Origin of the sequence: Kribbella polygonati (assembly GCF_050320105.1) — a bacterium.
Lineage (GTDB): Bacteria > Actinomycetota > Actinomycetes > Propionibacteriales > Kribbellaceae > Kribbella.
In genome coordinates this window covers 6399934-6422862 of the sequence record NZ_CP190129.1, presented here as the reverse complement: position 1 = coordinate 6422862, position 22929 = coordinate 6399934, and the positions used below count along the sequence as shown (strand labels likewise).

Genomic DNA, 22929 nt, shown 5'->3' with positions numbered 1-22929 from the left:
GGATGGCGGTGAGCGGTCTGGACCGGTGATCGACGGAACGGTCAGTCGCGAAACGGTCGAAGGCCACTGAGTGCCCGTGAGCGCTTTCCGGCCCCCCACCCGCGAGAGGGGACATGGCGACGAGGGAGAAAAGACGCCCTGAGGTGAGTTTCAGGCGCCTGGTGGCAGGTTCTGCTTCGGTCGACGGGTAGAATGGACGGCGTAGAGCGAGCCGCGCCTTTGCCATCACCGTAGAGGGCGGCTCTACTGTGCCGCGATGCCTCGCGAACGCGGGGTCCGAGGAGGACAACCACCGGTGACCGACGAGCCGATCGAGATCGACGCCAACCAGTCCGCCGACCCCATCGGCCCCAGTGATACCGCCGCACCCGATCTCGACGAGATCCCGTCGTCGGTCGTCGAACGGGAGTACGACGCGAGCGCGATCCAGGTCCTGGAGGGTCTGGACGCGGTCCGCAAGCGGCCGGGTATGTACATCGGGTCCACCGGTGAGCGGGGCCTGCACCACCTGGTCACCGAGGTTGTGGACAACGCGGTGGACGAGGCGATGGCCGGGTTCGGCGACCGCATCGTGGTGACGCTGCTCGCCGACGGTGGGGTCCGGGTCGAGGACAACGGCCGCGGTATCCCGGTCGACATCGTCGAGTCCGAGGGCAAGCCGGCCGTCACGGTCGTGCTGACCGTGCTGCACGCCGGCGGCAAGTTCGGCGGCGGCGGGTACAAGGTGTCCGGCGGTCTGCACGGCGTCGGCGTCTCCGTGGTGAACGCGTTGTCCACGAAGCTCCAGGTCGACGTCCGGCTGAAGGGCAAGCTGTACACGCAGACCTTCACGATGGGCAACCCCGACGCCGACCTCGCCGAGATCGGTACGTCGACCTCGAACGGTACGACGATCACCTTCTGGGCCAGCCCGGACGTCTTCGAGACCACGACGTACTCGTACGAGACGCTGGCCACCCGGTTCCGTGAGTACGCGTTCCTGAACAAAGGCCTCGAGCTGGTGATCCGGGACGAGCGCCCCGACCACCTGGACGAGGACGGCAAGCCGCTCGAGCAGTCCTTCCGGTACGCCGACGGCCTGGTCGACTACGTGAAGTACCTGACCGGGATCCGCGAGACCGTGCACCGGGACGTGATCTCGTTCGAGGCCGCGACCGCCGACGACACCATGAGTCTCGAGGTCGCGCTGCAGTGGAGCGGCTCCTTCCAGGAGTCCGTGCACACCTTCGCGAACGCGATCAACACGCACGAGGGCGGTACCCACGAAGAGGGCTTCCGGGCCGCGCTCACCTCGCTGGTCAACTCGTTCGGCGAGGACCAGGGGATGATCAAGAAGAAAGAGGACAGGCTCACGGGTGACGACATCCGCGAGGGCCTGACCGCGATCATCTCGGTGAAGCTGGCCGAGCCGCAGTTCGAGGGCCAGACCAAGACCAAGCTCGGCAACACCGAGGTCAAGGGCTTCGTCCAGCGGGTCGTGAACGACAAGCTCGGTGCCTGGTTCGAGCAGAACCCGGCCGAGGGCCGCGAGATCATCCGCAAGGCGAGCGCCGCGGCGAGCGCCCGGATCGCGGCCCGCAAGGCCCGCGACCTGGCCCGGAACCGCAAGGGCCTGCTCGGCGGCGGCGGCCTCCCCGGCAAGCTGGCCGACTGCCAGTCGACGAACCCGGAGGAGTGCGAGGTCTACATCGTCGAGGGTGACTCGGCGGGCGGCTCCGCGAAGGGCGGCCGGGACCCGAAGTTCCAGGCCATCCTGCCGATCCGGGGCAAGATCCTGAACGTCGAGAAGGCCCGGATCGACAAGGTCCTGCAGAACAACGAGGTCCAGGCCATCATCTCGGCGCTCGGCACCGGCATCCACGAGGACTTCGACGAGGAGAAGCTCCGGTACCACAAGATCGTGATCATGGCCGACGCCGACGTCGACGGCCAGCACATCCGGACGCTGCTGCTCACCCTCCTGTTCCGGTTCATGCGCCCGCTGATCGAGCGCGGTCACGTGTACGCCGCGCAGCCGCCGCTGTACAAGATCCGCTGGAGCAACCAGCCCGACGAACTGGCCTACACCGACCGCGAGCGCGACGGCCTGCTCGAGGCCGGCTACGAGGCAGGCAAGAAGCTGCCCAAGGAGAACCCGATCCAGCGCTACAAGGGTCTGGGCGAGATGAACGCGAACGAGCTGTGGGACACCACGATGGACCCGGCCAACCGGGTGCTGCTGCAGATCACCCTCGACGACGCGATCCGGGCCGACGAGACCTTCCAGACGCTGATGGGCGACGACATCGAGGCGCGGCGCAGTTTCATCCAGCGCAATGCCAAGGACGTCCGCTTCCTCGACATCTGATCTCGCTGCTCACCGACGTACTGATCTGAACGGGACTTTTTCATGACCGAGACCCCCACTGGCCACGACCGGGTCGAACCGCTCGACCTGCAGACCGAGATGCAGCAGTCGTACCTCGACTACGCGATGGCCGTCATCGTCGGCCGGGCGCTGCCCGAGGTACGTGACGGCCTGAAGCCGGTGCACCGCCGCATCCTCTACGCGATGTACGACGGCGGCTACCGGCCGGACCGCGGTTTCAACAAGTGCTCCCGCGTCGTCGGTGACGTCATGGGTCAGTACCACCCGCACGGCGACTCGGCGATCTACGACACCCTGGTCCGGCTCGCGCAGCCGTGGGTGATGCGGGCGCCGCTGATCCAGGGCCAGGGAAACTTCGGCTCGCCCGGTAACGACCCGGCGGCCGCCATGCGGTACACGGAGTGCCGGATGGCGCCGCTGGCGATGGAGATGGTCCGCGACATCGACCAGGAGACCGTCGACTTCCGGCCGAACTACGACGGCAAGTCGCAGGAGCCGGTGATCCTGCCGGCCCGCTTCCCGAACCTGCTGGTCAACGGCTCGTCCGGCATCGCAGTGGGGATGGCGACGAACATCCCGCCGCACAACCTGCGCGAGGTCGCGGCCGCGGTCGACTGGGCACTGGAGCACCCGGACGCGACCCGCGAGGAGCTGCTCGAGGCCTGCCTGCAGAACATCAAGGGCCCGGACTTCCCGAACGGCGCGCTGATCGTCGGCTACAAGGGCATCGACGACGCGTACCGCACCGGCCGCGGCTCGGTGACGATGCGCGCGGTCGTCGACATCGAGGAAGACGCCAAGGGCCGGACCAGCCTGGTCGTCACCGAGTTGCCGTACATGGTCAACCCGGACAACCTGGCGCTGAAGATCGCCGAGCTGGTGAACACCGGCAAGATGACCGGCATCGCCGACATCCGCGACGACAGCTCGTCCCGGACCGGTCAGCGCCTGGTCATCGTGCTGAAGCGGGACGCCCAGCCGCGCGTCGTACTGAACAACCTGTACAAGCACACGCCGCTGCAGGACACCTTCGGCTGCAACATGCTGGCTCTCGTCGACGGTGTGCCGCGGACGCTCAGTGTGGACCTGTTCATCAGCCACTGGATCGACCACCAGATCGAGGTCATCCAGCGGCGGACCCGGTTCCGCCTGCGTGAGGCCGAGAAGAACGCGCACATCTACCGCGGGTACGTGAAGGCGCTGGACGCCCTCGACGAGGTGATCGCGCTGATCCGGCGCAGCCCCGACGTGGACGAGGCGCGTACCGGCCTGATCCAGCTGCTCGACATCGACGAGATCCAGGCGCAGGCGATCCTGGACATGCAGCTGCGCCGGCTGGCCGCCCTGGAGCGGCAGAAGATCATCGAGCGGTTGCAGGAGCTCGAGGCGATCATCGCCGACCTCGAGGACATCCTGGCCAGCCCGCAGCGGCAGCGCACGATCGTCAAGGACGAGCTTGCCGAGATCGTCGACCGGTACGGCGACGAACGCCGTACCGAGATCATCGCCGCCGACGGCGACCTGTCGGTGCAGGACCTGGTGCCGGACGAGGAGGTCGTCGTCACGATCTCCCGCGGCGGCTACGCCAAGCGGACCAAGACCGACCTGTACCGGACGCAGAACCGCGGCGGCAAGGGGGTCCGGGGCGCGCAGTTGCGGGCCGAGGACGAGATCAACCACTTCTTCGCCACCACGAACCACCACTGGATGCTGTTCTTCACCACCAAGGGCCGGGTGTACCGGGCGAAGGTGTGGCAGCTGCCCGAGTCCGCCCGCGACGCCAAGGGCTCGCACGTGGCCGGCCTGCTGTCCTTCCAGCCGGACGAGGAGATCGCGCAGGTGCTGACGCTGCGTGACTACGACCAGTCTGACTACCTGGTGCTCGCGACCAAGAAGGGCCTGGTCAAGAAGACGGCACTCCGGGACTACGACTCCGCGCGGCAGAGCGGCATCATCGCGGTGAACTTCCGCGAGGACGACGACGAGCTGATCGGTGCGGACCTGGCCAGCGCCGAGGACGACCTGCTGCTGGTGTCCCGCAAGGGCCAGTCGATCCGGTTCACCGCGAGTGACGACCAGTTGCGGCCGATGGGCCGGGCGACGTCCGGTGTGACCGGGATGAAGTTCCGGTCCGGCGACGAACTGCTGTCGATGTCGGTGATCCGGGCCGGCGCGGACGAGGACTCGCAGTTCGTCTTCACCGTGACCGACGCCGGGTACGCCAAGCGCTCGAAGGTCGCGGAGTACCGCCAGCAGGGCCGCGGCGGGCTCGGCATCAAGGCGGTCAAGCTGAACGACGAGCGCGGCTCGCTGGTCGGCGCGATTATCGTGGTCGAGGAGGACCAGGTGCTGGCGATCAAGGCCAGCGGCCAGGTCGTCCGCAGCCGGGTGGACAGCGTGCCGGTCAAGGGCCGGGACACGATGGGCGTCCGGTTCGCCGGGGTCGGCGAGTCCGACGCCGTGGTCGCGATCGCGCGGAACACCGATCTGACCGTCGCCGAGGAGGAGTCAGAGGGGTCCGACGAGGGTACTGTCGCTGAAGATGCCCAGAATGTGGACGGATCGACAACCGAATCCCCCTCTGAGAGCGTCCAGAATGGTGACGAGCGTTCGACGGAGGTTGACGGCGCGGCTACCGTCGAAAGCGACGAAGCCGGCCAGGAGGGTGACTGATGACCAACCGCGCGAGGCCGAACTGGCCTGAGGGTGCGGCCGACGGCTCCAAGTCCCAGCGCACCGCGCCGGGCGGGAAGCCGGCTGCTGCCCCGGGCAATCCGGCTTCCAACGGTCGTTCCAACGGCGTCCCCGGCGCCAACGGCCAGCGAGCAGCCGCTCCGAACGGTCAACGGCCGTCGTCGGAGTACCGTCCGCAGCCCCGGCCGGGTACGCCGGGTGCCGGGACCGCTCCGGCGCGTCCGCAGCAGCCGGCCCCGAGTACGCCGGGCCGCCCGGAGCCCTGGGCCCCGGGCCCGGTGCCGGGCGAGGCCGCCGCGAACGGTGCGGCCTCCAACGGGGCGGCGTACGGCGAGCAGGTCGTGTCGAAGACCGAGTCGTTGGGTGACCGGATGAACGCGGCGCGGCAGGCCGTCCTGGACAAGGCTGCCGCGGTGAAGGCGGCGAAGCCGGACAAGTCGGCGGAGCGCGCCGAGCGGGCCGAGGCCAAGCAGGCCCGGGCCGCCGAGAAGGACACGAAGTCGTCGGGCCGGCCGCAGACCCGGAAGGCGCGGCTGCGGATGTCCCGGATCGACCCATGGTCGGTGATGAAGACGGCGTTCCTGCTGGCGATCGCGTTCGGCATCGTCACCTGGGTGGCGGTCTTCATCATTTGGTCCGCGATCGGTGCGGCCGGTGTGTTCGACAACATCAACTCGACCGTCCGCGAGGTCCTGGGCACGCCGACCGGCGAGCCGTTCCGGGTGGAGAACTACATCAACACCGGCAAGGTGATGGGTTTCACCACCCTGCTCGCGTGCGCCGATGTGCTGATCATCACCGCGCTCGCGACCCTCGGATCCTTCCTCTACAACATCGCCGCCGCGCTCCTCGGCGGCCTCGAAGTCACGCTGGCGTCGGAGGACTGACCGGCCCCGGCCGGGCCCGCCGAGGCCCGGCCGTAACCGGTTTGGGAGTACGGCACTTGGTGCGGTAATCTCTCCCGGGTTCGACACCGCAGAACGCGGGCCTATAGCTCAGTTGGTTAGAGCGCTGCCCTGATAAGGCAGAGGTCACTGGTTCAAATCCAGTTAGGCCCACCCATCACGTAGTCACGAAGTTCTGATCCGAGGAGTCCCAGTGCTCAGAAAGTTCCTGCTGGTGCTGCTGGCCGGCGTCGGTGGATACTTCGTCTACAAGAAGACCCAGCAGTCCCGCGCCGAAAAGGACCTCTGGGCCGAGGTCGCCGACCCGGTAACCCCGGGCCACTGACCACCCTCACGGGGGCGTAGCTCAACTGGCAGAGCACTGCCTTTGCAAGGCAGGGGTTAGGGGTTCAAGTCCCCTCGTCTCCACCAATCAACTTCACCACCGCGCCTCCGACAGCGGTGAACCAAACCTCGCCCCGGCTTATGGTCGGGGCCATGGTGTTTATGTCGCGGGTCGAGCGGGTTGTGCCTCAGCGGGTGGTTGGGGAGCGGGAGGCTTTGGGGCAGCAGTTGGAGTTTCAGCGGGCTACGTTGGTGGGGAAGTTGGACGGGCTCGAGGATGCGGCGTTGCGGCGGCCGATGACTGGGTCGGGGGTCAGTTTGCTGGGGTTGGTGAAGCATCTGGCGGCGACCGAGCACGGGTGGTTCATCTGCGTTTACGCGGGGGCGGACGAGCCGGAGTTGTGGCCCGCGGACGAGGACTTTCGGGTGGGGGACGGGGAGACGGCCGAGGGGCTGGTCGGGGCGTACCTGCGGGTTTGTGAGCGGGCGCGCGAGGTCGTGGCGGCCGGTGGGCTGGATGACGTGGTGAGGACGCCGTCGGGGGCGGAGGTCAATCTGCGGGCGATTCTGATGCACATGGTGCAGGAGACGGCGCGGCACAACGGGCACGCGGACATCATTCGGGAGAGCATCGACGGTGCCACCGGCTATTGAGTAGGTTGCGGGGATGTCGGTGTGGAGTGTTCCTGAGCGGGTCGAGCCGCCGGTTGATCCGGTGGACGAGTTGGCTGCGTTGGTGGACCGGCTGGAGTTTCAGCGGACCACCCTCCTGCTGAAGTGCGGTGGTCTGACGCCCGAGCAGCTGGTACTGCGGGCCGTGCCGCCGTCCACGATGTCGCTGCTGGGGATGGTGCGGCATCTGTCCGGCGTCGAGGCGTGGTTCCACGAGTACGACGGCCGGCCGGACCACCTGTACTTCTGGAACTACGGCGCCTCCACCGGGTTCGAGGGCGCCGATCCCGCCCGCGCGGACGACGACCTCGCCAGCTACCAGGCCAGCGTCGCCCGATCGCGTGCCGCGGTCGCCGGGCGCGACCTGGACGAGCGCAGCCCCGGCGAGGACTACACGCTCCGGTGGATCTACCTGCACATGATCGAGGAGTACGCCCGGCACAACGGGCACGCGGATCTGCTCCGTGAGTGCATCGACGGTGTCACCGGCGAGTAGCCGTTCACGTCCGGCGGGTGCACAATCCCCTTAGCGGGGAGGGGCACACATGAGCGCTGAACAGGCGGAGCCCAAAGGGGTCTCCGTGGAGTTGCTGGCGTCGGTCGATCTCGGCGCCGAGATCGCGGGGATGGACGGGCGCCGACTGCGGATGCGGATGGTGACGATCGAGCCGGGCGGGGTCTTCGGCCCGGTGCACGATCACGTCGGCCGGCCCGGGACGGTGTACGTCCTCGAGGGCACGATCACGGATCACCGGGACGGGAAGACGACGGAGTACGGCCCGGGTCCGGGCTGGCCCGAGGACCGGAACACCGTGCACTGGCTGGAGAACCGAGGCACGGTCCCCGCGGTTGAGATCTCCGTCGACGTCGTCGAGTCGGACTAGAACGCCCAGCTCACCATCAACGGGAACTCGGCCCGCCAGAACGGGTCGCCGTGGTTCCCGGGCCGCTCCGTCATGACCACGTCGACGTCCGCGGCGTGCAACGCGTCGTACCACCGGGCAGCGTTCTCGAGGAACCAGGGTTCCTCGGTGCCGGCGACAAGGTACGTGCGCGGCAGCCCGTCCGGCAGTACCTCGGGCGGGTGGTAGCCGCCTCCAGGTGAGGCCGCGAAGACCGAGCCGTAGACGTCGGGGTGCCGGACCCCCATCGCCAGCGCGAGTTCCGCGCTCGCCGAGACGCCGAACACCGCGGTCCGCTCGGCCGGGAGTACGACGCCGAAGCGCGTCCGGACCCACTCGCGGACCTCGTCGACAAAGAACGTCTCGTGCGCCGCGAACTGCTCCGGCTCGAAGGACGGCGAGTACTCGCGGATCCGCACCATCTCGTCCGGATCGTCCGTCCGGTGTACGCCGACCACCAGCGTCGGAGGTACGCCGGCAGTCACGAGGTCCGGGCCCCATGTCGAGATCAGCTGGCCGTCGCCGGCGTACACGACTGCCTCCGGAGCGGCCGGCGGTACGTAGACCGTGACCTGCCGGCCGCCGTCGTACGCGAAGGTCTCGGTGACGAACTCACCGGTGCTGTCGTCCATCGATCTCTCCGTCAGGTTGGCGGTTCGGGCTGGCAGACTGCTGCCGTGGCCGATCAGAGTGCGTTCGACTTCAGTGGTTACCAGGAGGCTGCGGCGCGGACCGGAGGTCCGGTCGCGACCGATCACCCGATTGTGTACCCAACTTTGGGGCTCGTGAACGAGGCGGGTGAGGTCGCCGGCAAGGTGAAGAAGATCTTCCGGGACCGGGCGGGCGTGGTCACCGACGCGGACCGGGAAGCGTTGACGCTGGAGCTGGGCGACGTGCTCTGGTACCTGTCGGAGCTGTCCACCAGGCTCGGCATCCGGCTCGAGGACGTTGCCGAGCGCAACATCGCGAAACTCGCGGACCGGGCCTCGCGCGGCGTCCTGCACGGCGACGGGGATCACCGCTGACTCACGGCCGGAAGTGGTCGGCGGCCGCCTGAACCTGGGCCCGCCGGTCGTTCCAGAACCCTTCGTTCTCGGCCACCGTGGCGCCTCCGCCGTCGAGTTGTTCGCGAAGGATGTCGGCATGTCCGGCGTGCCGGCTGGTCTCGGCGAGCATCCGGATCAGCAGTACGCCGAGGGTCGTCTCGCGGTGCCCGTCCGCCCAGTGTGCGACGTACGCCGGACTGTCGAGCTCGAGGTCTGCGACGGTCCGGTCGGAGTGCGCGGCGAGTCGGCGGTACGTGGCGACGACGTACTCACTCGACTCGTCCGGCGTTGCCCACATGTCGATCTCCGTCGAGACGTCGTCCCGAAACCACGACGGCCGGACCGCGGGCACGCGTCCGACGGCCTCACCCAGGTACCCGTACTCCAGGCCCGCCACGTGCTTCACCAGTCCCAGCAGGTTGGTCCCCGTCGGTACCAACGGCCGCCGCAACTCGTACTCCCCCAGCCCGTCCAACTTCCCGAGCAACCCCACCCGGGCCTCCTGCAACGCCCGCAACATCTCACCTTTGGCGTCCATGCCACCTCCCGTGGGAAATTTGACAGGCTGTCAGTGTTCGACCAAGCCGCCGACTGCGATCGGTGCCACGCGACCCGTTCGTGGCCGGGATTCCCACAGCGCGATCCCGACGTCGACGAGCGCCGCTCGATGCAGCCCCGGTACGTCGGCGATCGGTGTCCACGCCGACTCCGCCGTCTCGCCGTTCGGCTCCGGACGGGTGGTGCCGCCGATGACGCGGACCGCGTAGAAGATCCCGAGGTTCTGGTGATCCCCGCGCCCCCGCCGCCGGCGTATCGCGGCCGGTACCACGCGGGAGTCGACGCCGAGCAGCTCCTCGACCACCGACTCGTACCCGGTCTCCTCGGCAACCTCCCGCGTCACCGCGTCGAACGGATCCTCGTTCTGCTCGACACCGCCGCCCGGCAGGGTCCACCAACTGCCGTCCCCGTACGGCGACACGTACCGCGCCAGCAACACCCGCCCGTCGTCGACGCACACGGCATACGCACCCACCCGCTGACTCATCCCCGGACCCTAACCCGCCACTACTTCACGGTCTCCCAGGTCGGCCCCCACTCAACACCAGCGGCCGCAACCGCCTCCCAGAGTTGAGTACGCACAGCAGGGGATTTGCCGGGGCAGTAGCTCAGGTGGACATTCGCCTGTTCACCGCTGCGGAAGACTGAGATGTACCCGCCGATCGCCTTCACGAAATACGTGCGGTCGTGCTCCGTCGCTTCGAGTTCGTTGTGCAGGTTCAACGCCTCGATCGCGGCCCGGATCCGGTCGGGATCTTCACCGGCGCCGTTGGCGGCCTCAACCGGGCCGACGAACGATTCGAAGTACCGGAACGGATGCGGCCGCACCAGAACGCCGGCCCCCTGGAACCAGTCGACGACCTGCCAGAGATCGTCTCCCACGGCGTACGTTCGCTCGTCGTGTCGAGGCAGAACGTGCAGTTGAGCGTTTGCCGGATGGAAGACGATCTGGTCCCCGTCGCCGTTGTCCCCCAGTACGACGCACTCGCGGGCGTACTCGGGCGTCAGGTTCTCGAAGAACCAGGCGGTGTCGATCAGCTCTTGGTAGAACGCCTGCTCCGACACGATCCGGTCCGGCGCATATGCGCGCAGTACCCGGCTGACTTCGCCGAGGCCGAGCTCGGTCATCAGTTCGCGGTAGCCCCGCGGCAACGTCAGGCCGAGGGCGGCTTCGGCCGCGTCCACCTCGGCGTCGGTGCGGCGATCCAGGTCGTCGCGGACGAGGTAGAACGTGCGCCAGGTGCCCTCTGCCATGGGCCGGACCTTAGACCATCAGTTGGTCAGGTCCGGGATGGTGTGGGCGCTGACGTAGTCGCGGAAGAGTTTGATCTTGCCGTTCTGGATGCGGAAGACCTGGATGCAACGGGCTTCGAAAGGGACGCCTGTGGTGGTGTGCCGCGCCTCCGTGGTGAGTTCGAGGATGACGACCTCGGGGTCGGTGGTCTGGTGGAGCTGGACGGTGTGCAGGTCGATGATGTCGATCGGGCGGTCGCTGGTGCGCAGCGAGAACTCGCGGATCGCTTCGCGGCCTTCGAGGCGGGTGGGGAGGCTGCCGACGGCGAACGGGAGTTCGATCACGCCGTCCTCGGCGAAGAGGTCGGCGAACGCGTCGAAGTCGCGGGCGATCAGGTGCTTGCGGCGGAGTTCGAGTACGTCGAGCGGGGTCATCAGGCTCCTTCATTCAACGGATGTAGAACGGTTCAACGAGCGTAGAACGAAACTCCGGACGGGTCAACGGCCGTAGAATGAACCGATGAGTGAGCCCACGCCCCGGCCGTCGCGGGCCCAGCAGCGGATCGACACCCAGGAGCGGATCCTGTCCGCCGCGGGCCGGCTGTTCGCCGCGCTCGGGTACGACCGGACCACGATCCGCGCGGTCGCCGCCGCGGCCGAGGTGGACGCCGGCCTGGTGATGCACTACTTCGGCAGCAAGGAACAACTGTTCGCGCAGGCGGCGAAGACCGAGACGCCGCTGGTCACCGGTGAGACCCCGGAGGAGGTCGCCGAGCAGCTGCTCGGGATTCTCCGCCAGTCGCTGATCGAGGAGCCGATCGCCTCCCTGGCCGCGCTGCGCTCGATGCTCACGCATCCCGACGCCGCCGCCGAGGTCGGCAACGCGCACGCCGAACGCGTCAAGGTCAGCAAGGCCATCCCCGGTGTGGACGGCAACCTCCGCGCCGCCGTGGTGAGCGCGATCCTGATCGGCGTGGTCCTCGGCCGGCACCTGGTCAAACTCGACGAGCTCGCCGACGCCGACCCCGACGAGATCGTCGAGTTGCTCCGCCCGGCGGTCCTCTCGCTCACCAAGGCCGACCAGGAATAGGCCCGAAGACGGCGGGGTTGCCGCCGAGTATGAGTCTTGAGTTCGGGGTGATCCTGCCGACGTCGACGCCTGATCCGGAGCGGCCCATTCTCGGTGACGTCCGGGAGAGCGCGCGGTACGCCGAGGAGGCGGGGCTGGACTCGGTCTGGTCGACGGATCACCTGATCGCGAGCGCCCCGCTGCTGGAGAGTTCCGTCGTACTGGCGACGGCGGCAGCGGTGACCGAGCGGATCACGATCGGGTACAACGTGATGCTGCTGGCGCTGCGGCCGGTGGCGTGGGCGGCGAAGCAGATCAGCGCGCTGCAGTACGTGTCGAACGACCGGGTCGTGGTCGGGGTCGGCACGGGCAACCCGGCGCATGGTGCCGCGGGATGGGAGGCGGCCGGCGTCGCGTACGCGGACCGCGGCCGGCTCACGGACGAGGCGCTCGCCGTGCTGCCGGACCTGATCGCCGGTGCGGAGATCTCGCCGAGCGTGCAGGTGCCGCCGATCTTCGTGGCCGGGAGCGGCGTACGGGCGCAGCGCCGGGCGGCGAAGTACGCCGGCGGCTGGGCGACGATCGCGCTGCCGCCGGACGAGGTCCGCGCGAACCTGGACCGGATCAACGAACTTGCCGACGGCAAACAACTGAAGGCCACGGTGGTCGCCCCGCAGCTCACCGGCGACCCGCTCGAACAACTCGCCGCGTACGAGGCCGCCGGTACCGAACGCGTGATCCTGCCCCCGACCGGCGACTGGCGTCGCGACTACGACCAGGCCGCCGATCTTCGCACCCGCTACCGCGAGGCCTGAATGGGCTGCTGAAACGCCTGCCGATTGGACCTGCCGAGACCGGCGGCCGAGCCGAATACTGGGGACGTACCCGGCGAGTTGAGGATGTGGATGATGTACGTTCCCGCGCACTTCGCGCCTGACGAGGGCGCCGTGCAGGAGCTGCTGGCGCGGCACGGTGCGGCGGATCTGGTCACGACGACGGCGGACGGACTGCTGGCGACCATGCTGCCGTTCGTGTACGACGACGACCGGAACGTCCTGCTCGGGCACCTCGCGCGGAACAACCCGCACTGGCAGCAGCCGGCGATCGGGGACGCGCTGGTGATCATGCGCGGCCCGGACGCGTACGTCTCCCCCGCCTGGTACGCCTCCAAGCAGGAGCACGGTCGCGTCGTCCCGACCTGGAACTACATCACCGCTCACGTCTACGGCACGCTGACCGTCCACGACGACCCCGCCTGGGTCGAGGACGTCGTACGGCGGCTGTCGCAGCTGCACGAAGCGGGGCGGCCCGAGCCGTGGTCGGTGGACGACGCGCCGGCGAAGTACATCGGCGGCCAGCTCCGCGCGATCGTCGGTGTGGAGGTCGCGATCTCGCGGATCGAGGCCAAGTTCAAGCTCAGCCAGAACCGACCGGCGGCGGATATCGACGGTGTGATCGACGGTCTGCACGAGACCCACGCCGACGACCTGGCGGAAGCCGTCGGGAAGCACCGCCCGAACTGACGCGATCTCTTGTCGTATTGTTCAACAATCTCTATCGTGAGTGGGGTCACCTGAGAAGGGGGTCTCATGACGATCGCAACGCTCACCGCGGCGCAGGCGCGCTCCCTGTTCCGGGACGACTGCAGCGTGCCGACCACCGGCTGGGCCGGCGGCTACACGCAGACCAACCTGATCGCCGTCCCCGCCGACTGGGCGTACGACGTGCTGCTGTTCTGCACGCGCAACCCGCAGGCCTGCCCGGTCCTCGACGTCGGCGATCCGGGTGACCCGACGACCCGGCTGGCGTCCGGCGCCGATCTCCGGACCGACCTCCCGCGGTACCGGATCTGGCGCGACGGCGAGCTGGCCGCCGAGGTGCCGGACGCGACCGAGTTCTGGCGGGACGATCTGGTCGCGTTCTCGCTCGGCTGCAGCTTCACGTTCGAGTCCGCGCTGGCGGCCGAGGGGATCCCGCTGCGGCACGTCGAGCAGGGCCGGAACGTCGCGATGTACCTGACCGATCGCGAGTGCGTACCGGCCGGTCGGCTGCACGGTCCGCTGGTGGTCTCGATGCGGCAGCTCCCCGCGGACCGGGTCGACGACGCGGTCCGGATCACCCGGGCGATGCCGGCCGTGCACGGTGGTCCGGTGCACGTCGGCGATCCGGCCGGGCTCGGGATCGCGGACCTCGGCGCCCCGGACTTCGGCGATCCCGTCGACGCGGCGGACGGCGACGTACCGGTGTTCTGGGCGTGTGGCGTGACTCCGCAGGCGGCGTTGATGGCGTCCCGCCCGCCGTACGCGATCACGCACGCGCCCGGGTACATGTTCGTCACCGACCGGCGCGACAGCGAGTACCGGCTCAGCCCGGCTTGAGCAGGCCGCGGTTGTACGCCTCCGCGACGGCGGCCGCGCGGTCGGAGACGTCGAGCTTGGCGTAGATGTTCAGCAGATGCGTCTTCACCGTGGCCTCGCTGATGAACAGGTGCCGCGCGGCCTCGCGGTTGGTGTTGCCGCCGGCAACCAGTTGCAGTACTTCGAGCTCCCGCGGGCTCAGCAGCTGTTCCGGGGCGCGCGGCGCGCGGACGTGGTTCATCAGCGTGTCGGCGACCGACGGCGCGAGCACCGAACGGCCCTCGGCGGCGGACCGGACCGCGCGGAGCAGTTCGTCCCGCGGCGCGTCCTTCAACAGGTACCCGGTGGCGCCGGCCTCGATCGCGGGGACGACATACCCGTCGGTGTCGTACGTCGTCAGCACCAGCACGCGCGACCCGACGCCGCGCTCGGCGAGTTCGCTGATCGCGTCCAGGCCGTTCATGCCGGGCATCTGCAGGTCCATCAGGATCACGTCCGGCCGCAGCGCCACCGCCAGCCGGACCGCCTCCGCGCCGTCGCCCGCCTGGCCGACCACCTCGAAACCCGGCTCGGCCGCGAACATCCCGCTGAGTCCGTCGCGGACGATCGGGTGGTCGTCGGCGATCAGCAGCCGGATCATGCGCCCGCTCCGGTCAACGGCACGGTCGCCGAGATCGCCGTACCGAAGCCCGGCTCGGACTCGATCTCGAGCGTCCCGTTCAGCGCCTCGACCCGCTGCCGCATCGCGACCAGGCCGAATCCGCCGGACTCCGACGCCGGCCGGGGCAGCGCCGGATCGAACCCGGCGCCGTCGTCCCGCACGTCCAGCGCGACCTTCTTCTCCATGTACGACAGGGTCACACCCACTCGGGTCGCCTCGGCATACTTCGCCACGTTCGCCAGTGCCTCCTGAGTCGCGCGGAGCAGGGTCGACTCCGCCTCGGGCGTCATCACCCGCCGCGTGCCGGTCGTGGTCAGTCGTACGTCGATCCCGTGCAACGCCGACCATCGCCGTACGACGTCCGCGATCGCCTCGTCCAGCGTCGCCGACTGCAGCGGCTGCGGACGCAGCGCGTGCACCGAACGCCGCGCCTCGGTCAGGCTCTCGCGGGCGAGCCCGATCGCGGTGGTCACGTACCGCCGCCAGTCGTCCGCGGTCTCGGCGGCCTGCAGTTGGGCGACGATCCCGGTCAGCCCCTGCGCGAGCGTGTCGTGGATCTCGCGGGCCATCCGCTGCCGCTCGTCGGTCACCCCGGCCTCCCGGGCCTGGGTCACCAGCTGCTCGTGCAGTACGGCGTTCTCCGCGAGCGTTGCCTCGAGCCGGAGGTTGGTCTCGGTCAGGGCGTCGACCGCGTCCTTGCGCTGCTGGCTCAGTACCTCGCCGCGGCGGCCGAGCCAGGACGCGAGGCACATCCCGACCACGTTCACGCCGATCACGGCCGCGGTCCCGAGCAGTCCGAAGACGTCCGACTTCGGGATCGCGTACGCCTGGGCGTAGCCGGCGACGACCGCGACGCTGCCGACGCCGAGCAGTTCGATCGGCCAGGGCAACAGGATGAACGTGTAGAAGTAGCCGGCCGGGGTGAGGAACCCGAACCACGGATCCCGCACCACCAGCACGGCCAGCAGCAGTACGTACCCGGCGATGAAGACGCCGATCCAGCGGTGGTCGGTCCGCCTCGCCGGGCGGAGGGTGAACATGCCGAGCGTCCACACCGCGATCAGCGCGCACAGCACCAGGTCGATGGTGAGCGACCCGGGCCGGTCGCGCTTGATCAGGATGGTGACGGCGGTGAGGCAGGCAAGGAACACATACGGCACCACCGTCAAACGCACCGGCCAGACGCGCTCGCTCATGTCACTTAGTGAACACCGAGCGGAGGTGCTTGCTGTTCACCACGAGTGTCACGCCGAGCAGGAGGAGTCCGCAGACCGCCTGCTCGCCCTTCATCCACAGGGGGAAGGTGCCGGGCAGGGCGATGATCACGACGATGGCGACCAGCATCACGGCCGACACGATCCGGAGCCGCAGGTACCCCCGATGGGAGCCCTTGGCCGCGCTGCGGGCGAAGAGGAAGGTCAGCAGCGAGCTGCCGACGACGATCGTTCCGCGGATCCAGACGGCGGCGTTGACGACCGTGCTGTGGTTCCGGAGGACGATGATGGCGATCAGGGTGAGCACGCTGATCGCGACGTAGCCGGTCACCAGCAGTTGCACGCTCCGCAACGCGGAGGCGCTGCGCGGGTGTTCGACGTTCGCGGGAGTGGTCATCTCGGTGGTCCTTTCGGGGCGCTGTTTCGGTACTACGAATGTCCCGTTCGGGCCCCTTCCGGCACATCGCCCGGGCGGTCCCATCCGCCTCCACCGATCGGTTGATCGCGGCCCTCCACCGGTCCGCCGGTGGCACATGATCGTTGCCTTGAGCACCTTCCTTCCGTGTCAGTTTGTGCACGGATGGTCACGAACTGTCACGGACGGCTTACGGCTGCGTGCAGATGTCCGGATGGCACTTCCGGCGGCGGGAGGCGGCGGCAGATGGTCGTCCTGGAAGTCGAGAAGGGTTCGAGTCAGCCGGTCGACCACGGAGGACCAGACGCGTGCTCGAGACTTATCGCGGTATCCCACATCTGTTGGACACCTGGCTCGTGCTCACCGGCATGACCCTGCCGATCGCCTTCTCCGCGGTGCGCCGGCGTGGCGACCTGCTCCCGCGGCTGGCGGCGTTCTGCCTGCCGGCGGCGTTCGCGCTGGTGGTCGCCGCGACGCTCACCCCGACTCCGCTCCGGTACGGACCGGTCGGGATGTGCGGCTCCCGGTTGGAAGGCATCGGCGGCCTGACCTCGATCCAGGCGCCGCTGAACGTCCTGCTGTTCGTCCCGTTCACGGGGATGCTGACGCTGGCCGGCAGTCGCCGCGCGGACGCGATCGCGGCCGGGATCGGGCTGTCGGCGGCGATCGAGGCGATCCAGTCGCTGGTCCCGTCGCTGGGGCGGACCTGCCAGCTGCACGACGTGCTGACGAACTCGCTCGGCTCGGTCTGCGGCGTCGGCCTCGCGGCCGCCGTACAGACGATCGCCCACGGGGTCCTGACCACGACCCGCGGGCGGCTCGTCACCCCGCCGTACGTCGTCGAGCACGCCGGGCTGCTCGTCGTACGGTCCAGACCGCCGGCCCGGCATCGGCGCGCGACGCTGGTGGCACCGCGGCGCCGTAACGCTGCTGGGAGATATCACAGAACGAATACACAGTTATCCGGATAGTTATCCACAGGCTGTGGATGGGGCCGTGGATTGCCGTGTGGCCGCCTGGGGATATCCACAGGTCACGGTCGTACGTCGAGTCCCAGGGCGGCGGCGATCACCATCGCTTGGGTAACGTCGATCCGGGCGTCCTTGAGCGTGACGGTCAGCGGATCGAGCGTCGAGAGGTCCGATCCGCGCAGGTCGGCGCCGGAGAAGTCGGCCTTCTGCAGCATCGCGCCGGACAGGTCGAGGTCCCGGAGCACCGCCTTCGGCGCCCGGACGCCGGTCAGGTCGGCCTCGCGCAGCTTCACCCCGGTGAACTCCGCGCCCTTCAGGTCCGCGCCCGGCAGCCCGGTGAACGACCAGTCGCCCCCGGACACCTTCATCAGGCTGTGCGCGCACTGGTCGAAGAAGCTGCCGACGAACTTGCACCGGGTGAACGTCGTGTCGAACAGCGAGCAGCGGACGAACGTGCAGTTCACGAACGCGGCATCGGTGTGCGTCGACGCGTTGAACCGCACCCCGCGGAACGTGCACTCCTCGAAGACCGCCCCGCGGTTGTCCACCTCGGTCAGATCCGAGTCGACGAACAGCACCCGCCGGTACGTCTGCCCGGACGGATCCGCGTCGTCCCAGTCCCGGACCGTCGACTCGGTAGGTGCTGCCGGACGCCCGTCCACACGATCAGCCATGCCGTCACACTGCCACGTCGTACGGACAGAGTTGTGATGGTAAGGCAGGAGAACGGTAGGCCGACCGACAAATACGGGCCGCACGATGGAGAGGTGACCGGAACTGAGCGGGTGATGGTGTTCGGCGCGGGAGGCTTTCTCGGCGCCAGGATCTGCGCGCTGCTCGCCGACCGCGGGATCGAGTACCGCGGGCTGAGCCGGACCCGGAGCGAGCCGTACCGGCGGTGCGACCTGACCGCGATGCACCCGTACGCGCTGGACACCCAGATCGGGATGTACAAGCCGACCGTGGTCGTCAACGCCGTCGGCGCCACGTTCGGTGCGCCGGCCGAACTGGTCCGGGCGAACGTGATCGCGGTCGAGGCGCTGCTCGCGTCGGTCCGCGACCACGCCGGTCACGCGCGGTTCGTCCAGCTGGGGTCCGCGGCCGAGTACGGCGGTGCCGCGCACGGGACGAGCATGCCCGAGGACAGCGCGCCGCACCCGCTCGGGCCGTACGGGATCACCAAGCTGGCCGGATCCGAGCTCGTCCTGCGGGCGCAGCGGGCCGGCGCGGACGCCGTCGTACTGCGGATCTTCGACGTGATCGGGCCGGGGGCGCCGGACAGTACGCTCACCGGCCGGGTGATCCGGGACCTGCGGACGCGGCAGCTGATCGAGGTCGGGGCGCTGGACGTCTGGCGCGACTTCGTCGACGTCCGGGACGTGGCCGAGGCCGTGCTCGCGGTCGCGCTCGCGGACGGGAAGCTGCCGCCGCTGCTGAACGTCGGCACCGGCCGGGCGACTCTCGCTCGCGACGTCGCCGGGCAGCTCTTCGAGCTCAGCGGGCTGGCGGCGAGGATCGTCGACGAGGCCGGCCAGGAGACGCTTCTCGGGGCGCCGTGGCAGCAGGCGGACAGCACGCTGATCGGCCAGCAGCTCGGCTGGTCCCCCAAGGTCGCCCTCGAGCAGTCCCTCGCCGACAGCTGGGCCGAACCGGACCAGGGCTGAGCCAGACTGGGTCCGTGCAGATTCGTTCGCTGAGTGAGGCCGCGCCGGATCGGCGACCACCTGCCGTCAACGAGGACCTCGTCCTGACCGGACCCGACTTCGCGCTCGTCCTCGACGGCGCCACCGCGCCGAAGGGCGTCGACTCGGGCTGCCTCCACGACGTCCCGTGGCTGGTGAGGCAGTTCGCGATCCAACTGGCGCCGGCGCTCCTCGCGCAGGCGTCCGTACCGCTGCCCGACCTGCTCGCGGAGGCGATCGCCGCGGTGCGGGCGACCCACGCGGACACCTGCGACGTCAGCAACCCGGACAGTCCGTCGTCCACCGTCTCGATCGTGCGGCTGCACCCGGACCACGTCGAGCACCTCGTCCTCGCCGACTCACCCGTCGTCATGCGTTCTCCCGCCGGCCGGATCACCGTCCACCACGACGACCGGGTCGAGCGCCTCCCGGAGCGGACCCTCGAGGCGGTCCGCCGCTTGCGCAACCAGCCGGGCGGTTTCTGGGCCGCGAGTACCGAGCCGAAGGCGGCGTACGAGGCGATCACCGGCAGCACCGATCTGGCCGCCGTGGACGTGGTCGCCATCCTCTCCGACGGCGCCTCCCGCTTCACCGAGCTGTACGGGCACTCCTGGGACGAGCTGATCGACGTACTGACGACCGCGGGTCCACGACAGCTGATCGATCGGGTCCGTCAGTACGACGCGGCAGGAGGCGGGCGGTGGAAGCAGTACGACGACGCGAGCGTCGTACTGCTTCAGCGGCCGTAGGTCGGGAAGCCCGGGCGCGGGGCGTACTGCGGTGGTAGGTGGTCCTGCACGGCGGGCGGTGGCGCCATCCGCTCGTCCTGCCAGTCGCCGATCTGGCGCATCAGCAGCACCATCGCGACACCCGACACGATCAGCAGTACGGTCGCGACCGTGAAGCCGATGTCGACGCCGAGCGCCACGTGCACCATGAAGTCCTGCAGGTCGTAGACGTCGACGTACCCGCCGGCACCGTTGTCGGTCGCCTGGACGAGCCGTACGACCCAGACGATGAAGCCGACCACGGCGACCGTTCCGCCGCCGACCATGATCACCCAGAAGCCGGTCCAGGTCGCCCACCAGCCGTACAGCAACTCGCGGACCCGACCGAGCGGCCGCGCGGGCGGCCTGCTGGCGCGGACGACGTCCTCGACGATCTGGAACGGGTACCAGAACTGCACGACCGGGCAGAACCACGAGCCGATCACCCAGCCCGGCGCGTGCCGGTGCGGCGGGTACTGCGGCATGACCGGCCGCGGTGCGAACGGCGAGTGCAGGAAGTCGACGTTGTCGCGGGCGCGCCACAGCCAGAGCAGGAAGGCGACCGCGGTCCCGATCAACAGATAGCCGAGCAGGTCCAGCAGCGGTCCGGTTCCCGCGACCGAGCGGGCGCCGCGTTCGAGCTCGGCGTCGGAGAGCAGCCCGTAAACGAGCCGTTTGACCTGGTCGTACGACCGCCAGAGCAGCACGCACTGGATGATCGCGGCGACCACGCTCAGCCCCATCAGCACCATGCTGACGATCGCGACCGTCCGCAACGACCGGAACCGCGGCAGCACCGGCTGGTACGGCACCGGCTGATACGGCCCAGGCTGAAACTGCCCCGGATACGGCTGCGTCACCTTCCACCTCCCCGCGGCCAAGGTAACCCAAGCCCGTCTAGACCGCTGCGAACGCCTCCCGCACCGCGGGCAGCGCCAGTTCCCGGTCCGCCGCCGACAGCCCGATCCGCGTCCGACGATCGAGTACGTCGTCCTCGGTCAGCGCGCCTTCGTGCCGTACGGCGAACCTCAGCTCGGCGTACGTCGTCCGCAACCCGGGCGCGATCGGCTCCCGTAGCTCGGGCGGACCGTCGATCACCCGCGGCGCCTCCACGCCGTACCGCTGGACGAACCGGGCCGGCGCCCGGACCGCGGCGAGGTGGACGCGGTCGGCCGCGCCGACGAGCGGGATCCGGTGCGTCTCACACTGCCGCCGTACCTCGACGTCCGACCGGTCGAGCGCGGTGTCGAGCGCGTCCTGCGCCATCCGCCGGTACGTCGTGAGCTTGCCGCCGACGATCGTGACCACGCCGTCGTCGCTGGTGATCACCGCGTGCCGCCGGGAGATGTCGGCGGTGCCGCTGTGGTGGCCGGTGTCGAGCAGCGGCCGCAGGCCGGCGTACGTACCGAGCAGGTCCGCGCGGGTCACCGGCTGCTGGACGGCGGCGCTGATCGTGTTCAGCAGGAAGTCGATCTCGGCCTCGGTCGCCCGCGGTACGTCGTCGACCGGGCCCGGTGCGTCGACGTCCGTGAGGCCGACGTACACCCGGTCGTCCGGCGCCGGGATCGCCATCACCACCCGGCGCAGCTCGCCCGGCACCGGCACTGTGAGGACCGCGGACAGGCCGCCGAACACGGACTGCGGCAGCACCAGATGGGTGCCGCGGCTCGGCCGGAGCTTGATGCCGGAGGCAACCTGATCCGCCCAGATCCCGGTCGCGTTGATCACGATCCGCGCGTCCACCGACCGCTGGTCGCCGGTCAGCTGGTCGACCAGGACTGCGCCCTGCCCGGTAACCTCGGTCGCGGCCACGTGGGTCAGGATCCGGGCGCCGTACTGCGCCGCGGTCCGGGCGATCGCGACCACCAGGCGGGCGTCGTCGTACAGCTGCCCGTCCCAGGTGAGGAAGCCGCCGCGCATCCCCTCCGGGCGCAGCGTCGGCGCGTAGCGGAGGATCTCCGCCGACGACACCCGGCGGGAGTGCGGGAGGTAGTCGTCGCTGGTCCGCGCGAAGGTCCGCAGTACGTCGCCGCCGAGGAACGCCGACCGCAGCAGCGCGGCCTGCACGAACTTTGCCTGCGGCAACCACGGCGCGATCTGCGGGACCGGATGCACCAGGTGCGGCGCGGTCGTCTTCATCAGGATGCCGCGCTCGACGGCGCTCTCGTACGCGATCCCGACATGCCCGGACGCCAGGTACCGAAGCCCGCCGTGCACGAGCTTCGAACTCCACCGGCTGGTCCCGAACGCCAGATCGTGCTTCTCCACCAGCGCAACGCTCAACCCACGCGCGGCCGCGTCCAGCGCCACACCGGCCCCGGTCACACCACCACCGATCACAAGCACGTCGACGGCTTTCAGCTCGTTGAGCTCCTGGGTACGCCGTGCCGCGTTCAGACTCGCGTTGCCGATGGTGCTCATGGCATCAGGTACCTCGTCAGCATCACGCGGAGCTCCTCGTCGAGCTTCGGGTACTCGTCCTTCGCGGCCATTACCGGGCCGGACACCGCGGACGCCAGCGAGACCAGGATGATCTGCCGGGCCAGCCAGACCGGGTCGCCGGCGCGGATCGAGCCGTCCGCCTGACCTTGGCGGAGGCCCTCCTCGACCAGCGCGAGGTGCGCGACCGTGCTGCTGCCGCGGCGCTCGAGCAGGTACGGCGTGAGGAACTCCGGGTCGAGCTCGATGATCTTCCGCATCAGCGGGTGCACGCGGGTCTTCGCGACCACCTCGACGACGCCCTCGACCAGGCGCGCGCGGCCGTCGGCGGCGTCCGGCTGGAACGCCGACACCAGCGCGATCGTCCACTCCCGGGTCATCAGCGCGGCGACCACGGCCTGCACGTTCGGCCAGCGCCGGTACAGCGTCGCGCGGGAGACCTCGGCATGCCGGGCGATGTCGGCCATCGTCATCCGGCGCATCCCGATCGCGAGCAGCAGTTCGTACGCCGCGTCCAGGATCCGCTCCTCGCCGATCGCGTTCGCCGGGGTCGGACGGGCACTGGTCTCTTGCTCTGATTCGCTGCTACGCTGAGACATCACATGCCAAAGTGTATCAGCGCCTTCGGCATCCCGGAACTGTCCAGGGGAGG

At 69.3% G+C, this 22929-nt stretch carries 27 protein-coding genes and 2 tRNA genes; 17 read left to right on the top strand and 12 right to left on the bottom strand.

All coding sequences use genetic code 11. The features are described from left to right. The first annotated feature begins 256 nt into the window (after positions 1 to 256). The 9 genes from gyrB to ACQHIV_RS30440 all read left to right on the top strand — a co-directional run bounded on the left by gyrB (position 257) and on the right by ACQHIV_RS30440 (position 7847). A complete protein-coding gene (gene gyrB, locus ACQHIV_RS30480; RefSeq protein WP_427887300.1) occupies positions 257 to 2347 on the top strand; it encodes a DNA topoisomerase (ATP-hydrolyzing) subunit B in 2091 nt (696 codons plus the stop codon). A gap of 42 nt (positions 2348 to 2389) precedes the next feature. Beyond that, positions 2390 to 5041 (top strand): DNA gyrase subunit A, encoded by a 2652-nt coding sequence (gene gyrA / locus ACQHIV_RS30475; protein ID WP_427887299.1) that lies wholly within the window; start codon positions 2390 to 2392, stop codon positions 5039 to 5041. After that, positions 5041 to 5949, top strand: a complete 909-nt coding sequence (locus ACQHIV_RS30470) for a DUF3566 domain-containing protein (RefSeq protein ID WP_427887298.1) — start codon at positions 5041 to 5043, stop codon at positions 5947 to 5949. The genes gyrA and ACQHIV_RS30470 overlap by 1 nt, the downstream gene beginning before the upstream one ends. 97 nt (positions 5950 to 6046) lie before the next feature. Then, positions 6047 to 6120 (top strand) — tRNA-Ile (locus ACQHIV_RS30465). 40 nt (positions 6121 to 6160) lie between these two features. Continuing rightward, on the top strand, positions 6161 to 6292 hold the full coding sequence (locus tag ACQHIV_RS30460) for a DLW-39 family protein (RefSeq protein WP_209696738.1): 132 nt from the start codon (positions 6161 to 6163) through the stop codon (positions 6290 to 6292). Between the two features lie 10 nt (positions 6293 to 6302). After that, positions 6303 to 6378 (top strand) — tRNA-Ala (locus ACQHIV_RS30455). Positions 6379 to 6432: 54 nt separating this feature from the next. Further along, positions 6433 to 6945: a DinB family protein gene (locus tag ACQHIV_RS30450; protein WP_427887297.1), complete on the top strand. Its 513-nt coding sequence runs from the start codon at positions 6433 to 6435 to the stop codon at positions 6943 to 6945. A 13-nt stretch (positions 6946 to 6958) separates the two neighbouring features. Next, entirely contained in the window at positions 6959 to 7459 is a 501-nt protein-coding gene (locus ACQHIV_RS30445; RefSeq protein WP_427887296.1) for a DinB family protein, read from the top strand. Between the two features lie 49 nt (positions 7460 to 7508). After that, entirely contained in the window at positions 7509 to 7847 is a 339-nt protein-coding gene (locus tag ACQHIV_RS30440; RefSeq protein ID WP_427887295.1) for a cupin domain-containing protein, read from the top strand. Here ACQHIV_RS30440 and ACQHIV_RS30435 read toward each other — a convergent pair. Further along, on the bottom strand, positions 7844 to 8497 hold the full coding sequence (locus tag ACQHIV_RS30435; RefSeq protein WP_427887294.1) for an alpha/beta hydrolase: 654 nt from the start codon (positions 8495 to 8497) through the stop codon (positions 7844 to 7846). The genes ACQHIV_RS30440 and ACQHIV_RS30435 overlap by 4 nt on opposite strands. A gap of 45 nt (positions 8498 to 8542) precedes the next feature. Between ACQHIV_RS30435 and ACQHIV_RS30430 the strand changes: the two genes are divergently transcribed. Then, the gene (locus ACQHIV_RS30430; protein ID WP_427887293.1) at positions 8543 to 8890 is read left to right on the top strand and encodes a nucleoside triphosphate pyrophosphohydrolase family protein; all 348 of its coding nucleotides are present in this window, start codon (positions 8543 to 8545) and stop codon (positions 8888 to 8890) included. Position 8891: 1 nt separating this feature from the next. On the opposite strand, the gene ACQHIV_RS30425 is transcribed toward ACQHIV_RS30430, so the two are convergent. Genes ACQHIV_RS30425 through ACQHIV_RS30410 form a run of 4 tightly spaced genes read right to left on the bottom strand, consistent with a single transcriptional unit; the run spans position 8892 to position 11137 of the window. Then, positions 8892 to 9449, bottom strand: a complete 558-nt coding sequence (locus ACQHIV_RS30425; protein ID WP_427887292.1) for a DinB family protein — start codon at positions 9447 to 9449, stop codon at positions 8892 to 8894. 30 nt (positions 9450 to 9479) lie between these two features. Continuing rightward, positions 9480 to 9956 (bottom strand): NUDIX hydrolase, encoded by a 477-nt coding sequence (locus ACQHIV_RS30420; RefSeq protein ID WP_427887291.1) that lies wholly within the window; start codon positions 9954 to 9956, stop codon positions 9480 to 9482. Positions 9957 to 9976: 20 nt separating this feature from the next. Then, on the bottom strand, positions 9977 to 10723 hold the full coding sequence (locus ACQHIV_RS30415) for an SMI1/KNR4 family protein (protein WP_427887290.1): 747 nt from the start codon (positions 10721 to 10723) through the stop codon (positions 9977 to 9979). 18 nt (positions 10724 to 10741) lie between these two features. After that, positions 10742 to 11137, bottom strand: a complete 396-nt coding sequence (locus tag ACQHIV_RS30410; protein ID WP_427887289.1) for a nuclear transport factor 2 family protein — start codon at positions 11135 to 11137, stop codon at positions 10742 to 10744. Between the two features lie 85 nt (positions 11138 to 11222). On the opposite strand from ACQHIV_RS30410, the gene ACQHIV_RS30405 reads away from it, so the two are divergent. From ACQHIV_RS30405 to ACQHIV_RS30390, 4 genes are all read left to right on the top strand, one after another. Further along, the gene (locus ACQHIV_RS30405) at positions 11223 to 11792 is read left to right on the top strand and encodes a TetR family transcriptional regulator (protein ID WP_427887288.1); all 570 of its coding nucleotides are present in this window, start codon (positions 11223 to 11225) and stop codon (positions 11790 to 11792) included. A gap of 29 nt (positions 11793 to 11821) precedes the next feature. Then, the gene (locus ACQHIV_RS30400; RefSeq protein ID WP_427887287.1) at positions 11822 to 12586 is read left to right on the top strand and encodes an LLM class flavin-dependent oxidoreductase; all 765 of its coding nucleotides are present in this window, start codon (positions 11822 to 11824) and stop codon (positions 12584 to 12586) included. A gap of 90 nt (positions 12587 to 12676) precedes the next feature. Further along, positions 12677 to 13294, top strand: coding sequence for an FMN-binding negative transcriptional regulator (locus ACQHIV_RS30395; protein ID WP_427887286.1), 618 nt, complete (start codon positions 12677 to 12679; stop codon positions 13292 to 13294). Positions 13295 to 13360: 66 nt separating this feature from the next. Then, positions 13361 to 14149: a putative hydro-lyase gene (locus ACQHIV_RS30390; protein ID WP_427887285.1), complete on the top strand. Its 789-nt coding sequence runs from the start codon at positions 13361 to 13363 to the stop codon at positions 14147 to 14149. Here ACQHIV_RS30390 and ACQHIV_RS30385 read toward each other — a convergent pair. From ACQHIV_RS30385 to ACQHIV_RS30375, 3 genes are read right to left on the bottom strand one after another with little or no spacing between them, the layout of a single operon-like run. Beyond that, complete coding sequence (locus ACQHIV_RS30385; RefSeq protein ID WP_427887284.1) at positions 14136 to 14768, bottom strand: response regulator; 633 nt, start codon at positions 14766 to 14768, stop codon at positions 14136 to 14138. The two genes, ACQHIV_RS30390 and ACQHIV_RS30385, sit on opposite strands and share 14 nt — an antisense overlap. Then, positions 14765 to 15985, bottom strand: coding sequence for a sensor histidine kinase (locus ACQHIV_RS30380; RefSeq protein ID WP_427887283.1), 1221 nt, complete (start codon positions 15983 to 15985; stop codon positions 14765 to 14767). The genes ACQHIV_RS30385 and ACQHIV_RS30380 overlap by 4 nt, the downstream gene beginning before the upstream one ends. Position 15986: 1 nt before the next feature. Further along, on the bottom strand, positions 15987 to 16400 hold the full coding sequence (locus ACQHIV_RS30375) for a hypothetical protein (protein WP_427887282.1): 414 nt from the start codon (positions 16398 to 16400) through the stop codon (positions 15987 to 15989). Between the two features lie 359 nt (positions 16401 to 16759). Between ACQHIV_RS30375 and ACQHIV_RS30370 the strand changes: the two genes are divergently transcribed. After that, positions 16760 to 17389: a VanZ family protein gene (locus ACQHIV_RS30370; RefSeq protein WP_427887281.1), complete on the top strand. Its 630-nt coding sequence runs from the start codon at positions 16760 to 16762 to the stop codon at positions 17387 to 17389. A 62-nt stretch (positions 17390 to 17451) separates the two neighbouring features. Here ACQHIV_RS30370 and ACQHIV_RS30365 read toward each other — a convergent pair whose 3' ends face one another. Beyond that, positions 17452 to 18063, bottom strand: coding sequence for a pentapeptide repeat-containing protein (locus ACQHIV_RS30365; protein WP_427887280.1), 612 nt, complete (start codon positions 18061 to 18063; stop codon positions 17452 to 17454). A 93-nt stretch (positions 18064 to 18156) separates the two neighbouring features. On the opposite strand from ACQHIV_RS30365, the gene ACQHIV_RS30360 reads away from it, so the two are divergent. After that, positions 18157 to 19053, top strand: a complete 897-nt coding sequence (locus tag ACQHIV_RS30360; RefSeq protein ID WP_427887279.1) for an NAD-dependent epimerase/dehydratase family protein — start codon at positions 18157 to 18159, stop codon at positions 19051 to 19053. Positions 19054 to 19067: 14 nt separating this feature from the next. Continuing rightward, on the top strand, positions 19068 to 19820 hold the full coding sequence (locus ACQHIV_RS30355; RefSeq protein ID WP_427887278.1) for a protein phosphatase 2C domain-containing protein: 753 nt from the start codon (positions 19068 to 19070) through the stop codon (positions 19818 to 19820). Here ACQHIV_RS30355 and ACQHIV_RS30350 read toward each other — a convergent pair. From ACQHIV_RS30350 to ACQHIV_RS30340, 3 genes are read right to left on the bottom strand one after another with little or no spacing between them, the layout of a single operon-like run. Further along, positions 19808 to 20698, bottom strand: coding sequence for a DUF4328 domain-containing protein (locus tag ACQHIV_RS30350; RefSeq protein ID WP_427887277.1), 891 nt, complete (start codon positions 20696 to 20698; stop codon positions 19808 to 19810). The two genes, ACQHIV_RS30355 and ACQHIV_RS30350, sit on opposite strands and share 13 nt — an antisense overlap. A gap of 37 nt (positions 20699 to 20735) precedes the next feature. Next, the gene (locus ACQHIV_RS30345; RefSeq protein ID WP_427887276.1) at positions 20736 to 22259 is read right to left on the bottom strand and encodes a glycerol-3-phosphate dehydrogenase/oxidase; all 1524 of its coding nucleotides are present in this window, start codon (positions 22257 to 22259) and stop codon (positions 20736 to 20738) included. Further along, entirely contained in the window at positions 22256 to 22876 is a 621-nt protein-coding gene (locus tag ACQHIV_RS30340; protein ID WP_427887275.1) for a TetR/AcrR family transcriptional regulator, read from the bottom strand. Before ACQHIV_RS30340 ends, ACQHIV_RS30345 begins: the two co-directional genes overlap by 4 nt. Positions 22877 to 22929 lie beyond the last annotated feature (53 nt).

Bases quoted from the DNA above. Each gene is read 5' to 3' on its own strand.
- gyrB (WP_427887300.1), top strand. From the start codon at position 257: ATGCCTCGCGAACGCGGGGTCCGAGGAGGACAACCACCGGTGACCGAC.
- gyrA (WP_427887299.1), top strand. From the start codon at position 2,390: ATGACCGAGACCCCCACTGGCCACGACCGGGTCGAACCGCTCGACCTG.
- ACQHIV_RS30470 (WP_427887298.1), top strand. From the start codon at position 5,041: ATGACCAACCGCGCGAGGCCGAACTGGCCTGAGGGTGCGGCCGACGGC.
- ACQHIV_RS30450 (WP_427887297.1), top strand. From the start codon at position 6,433: ATGGTCGGGGCCATGGTGTTTATGTCGCGGGTCGAGCGGGTTGTGCCT.
- ACQHIV_RS30445 (WP_427887296.1), top strand. From the start codon at position 6,959: ATGTCGGTGTGGAGTGTTCCTGAGCGGGTCGAGCCGCCGGTTGATCCG.
- ACQHIV_RS30440 (WP_427887295.1), top strand. From the start codon at position 7,509: ATGAGCGCTGAACAGGCGGAGCCCAAAGGGGTCTCCGTGGAGTTGCTG.
- ACQHIV_RS30435 (WP_427887294.1), bottom strand. From the start codon at position 8,497: ATGGACGACAGCACCGGTGAGTTCGTCACCGAGACCTTCGCGTACGAC.
- ACQHIV_RS30425 (WP_427887292.1), bottom strand. From the start codon at position 9,449: ATGGACGCCAAAGGTGAGATGTTGCGGGCGTTGCAGGAGGCCCGGGTG.
- ACQHIV_RS30420 (WP_427887291.1), bottom strand. From the start codon at position 9,956: ATGAGTCAGCGGGTGGGTGCGTATGCCGTGTGCGTCGACGACGGGCGG.
- ACQHIV_RS30415 (WP_427887290.1), bottom strand. From the start codon at position 10,723: ATGGCAGAGGGCACCTGGCGCACGTTCTACCTCGTCCGCGACGACCTG.
- ACQHIV_RS30410 (WP_427887289.1), bottom strand. From the start codon at position 11,137: ATGACCCCGCTCGACGTACTCGAACTCCGCCGCAAGCACCTGATCGCC.
- ACQHIV_RS30405 (WP_427887288.1), top strand. From the start codon at position 11,223: ATGAGTGAGCCCACGCCCCGGCCGTCGCGGGCCCAGCAGCGGATCGAC.
- ACQHIV_RS30400 (WP_427887287.1), top strand. From the start codon at position 11,822: ATGAGTCTTGAGTTCGGGGTGATCCTGCCGACGTCGACGCCTGATCCG.
- ACQHIV_RS30395 (WP_427887286.1), top strand. From the start codon at position 12,677: ATGATGTACGTTCCCGCGCACTTCGCGCCTGACGAGGGCGCCGTGCAG.
- ACQHIV_RS30390 (WP_427887285.1), top strand. From the start codon at position 13,361: ATGACGATCGCAACGCTCACCGCGGCGCAGGCGCGCTCCCTGTTCCGG.
- ACQHIV_RS30385 (WP_427887284.1), bottom strand. From the start codon at position 14,768: ATGATCCGGCTGCTGATCGCCGACGACCACCCGATCGTCCGCGACGGA.
- ACQHIV_RS30380 (WP_427887283.1), bottom strand. From the start codon at position 15,985: ATGAGCGAGCGCGTCTGGCCGGTGCGTTTGACGGTGGTGCCGTATGTG.
- ACQHIV_RS30375 (WP_427887282.1), bottom strand. From the start codon at position 16,400: ATGACCACTCCCGCGAACGTCGAACACCCGCGCAGCGCCTCCGCGTTG.
- ACQHIV_RS30365 (WP_427887280.1), bottom strand. From the start codon at position 18,063: ATGGCTGATCGTGTGGACGGGCGTCCGGCAGCACCTACCGAGTCGACG.
- ACQHIV_RS30345 (WP_427887276.1), bottom strand. From the start codon at position 22,259: ATGAGCACCATCGGCAACGCGAGTCTGAACGCGGCACGGCGTACCCAG.
- ACQHIV_RS30340 (WP_427887275.1), bottom strand. From the start codon at position 22,876: ATGTCTCAGCGTAGCAGCGAATCAGAGCAAGAGACCAGTGCCCGTCCG.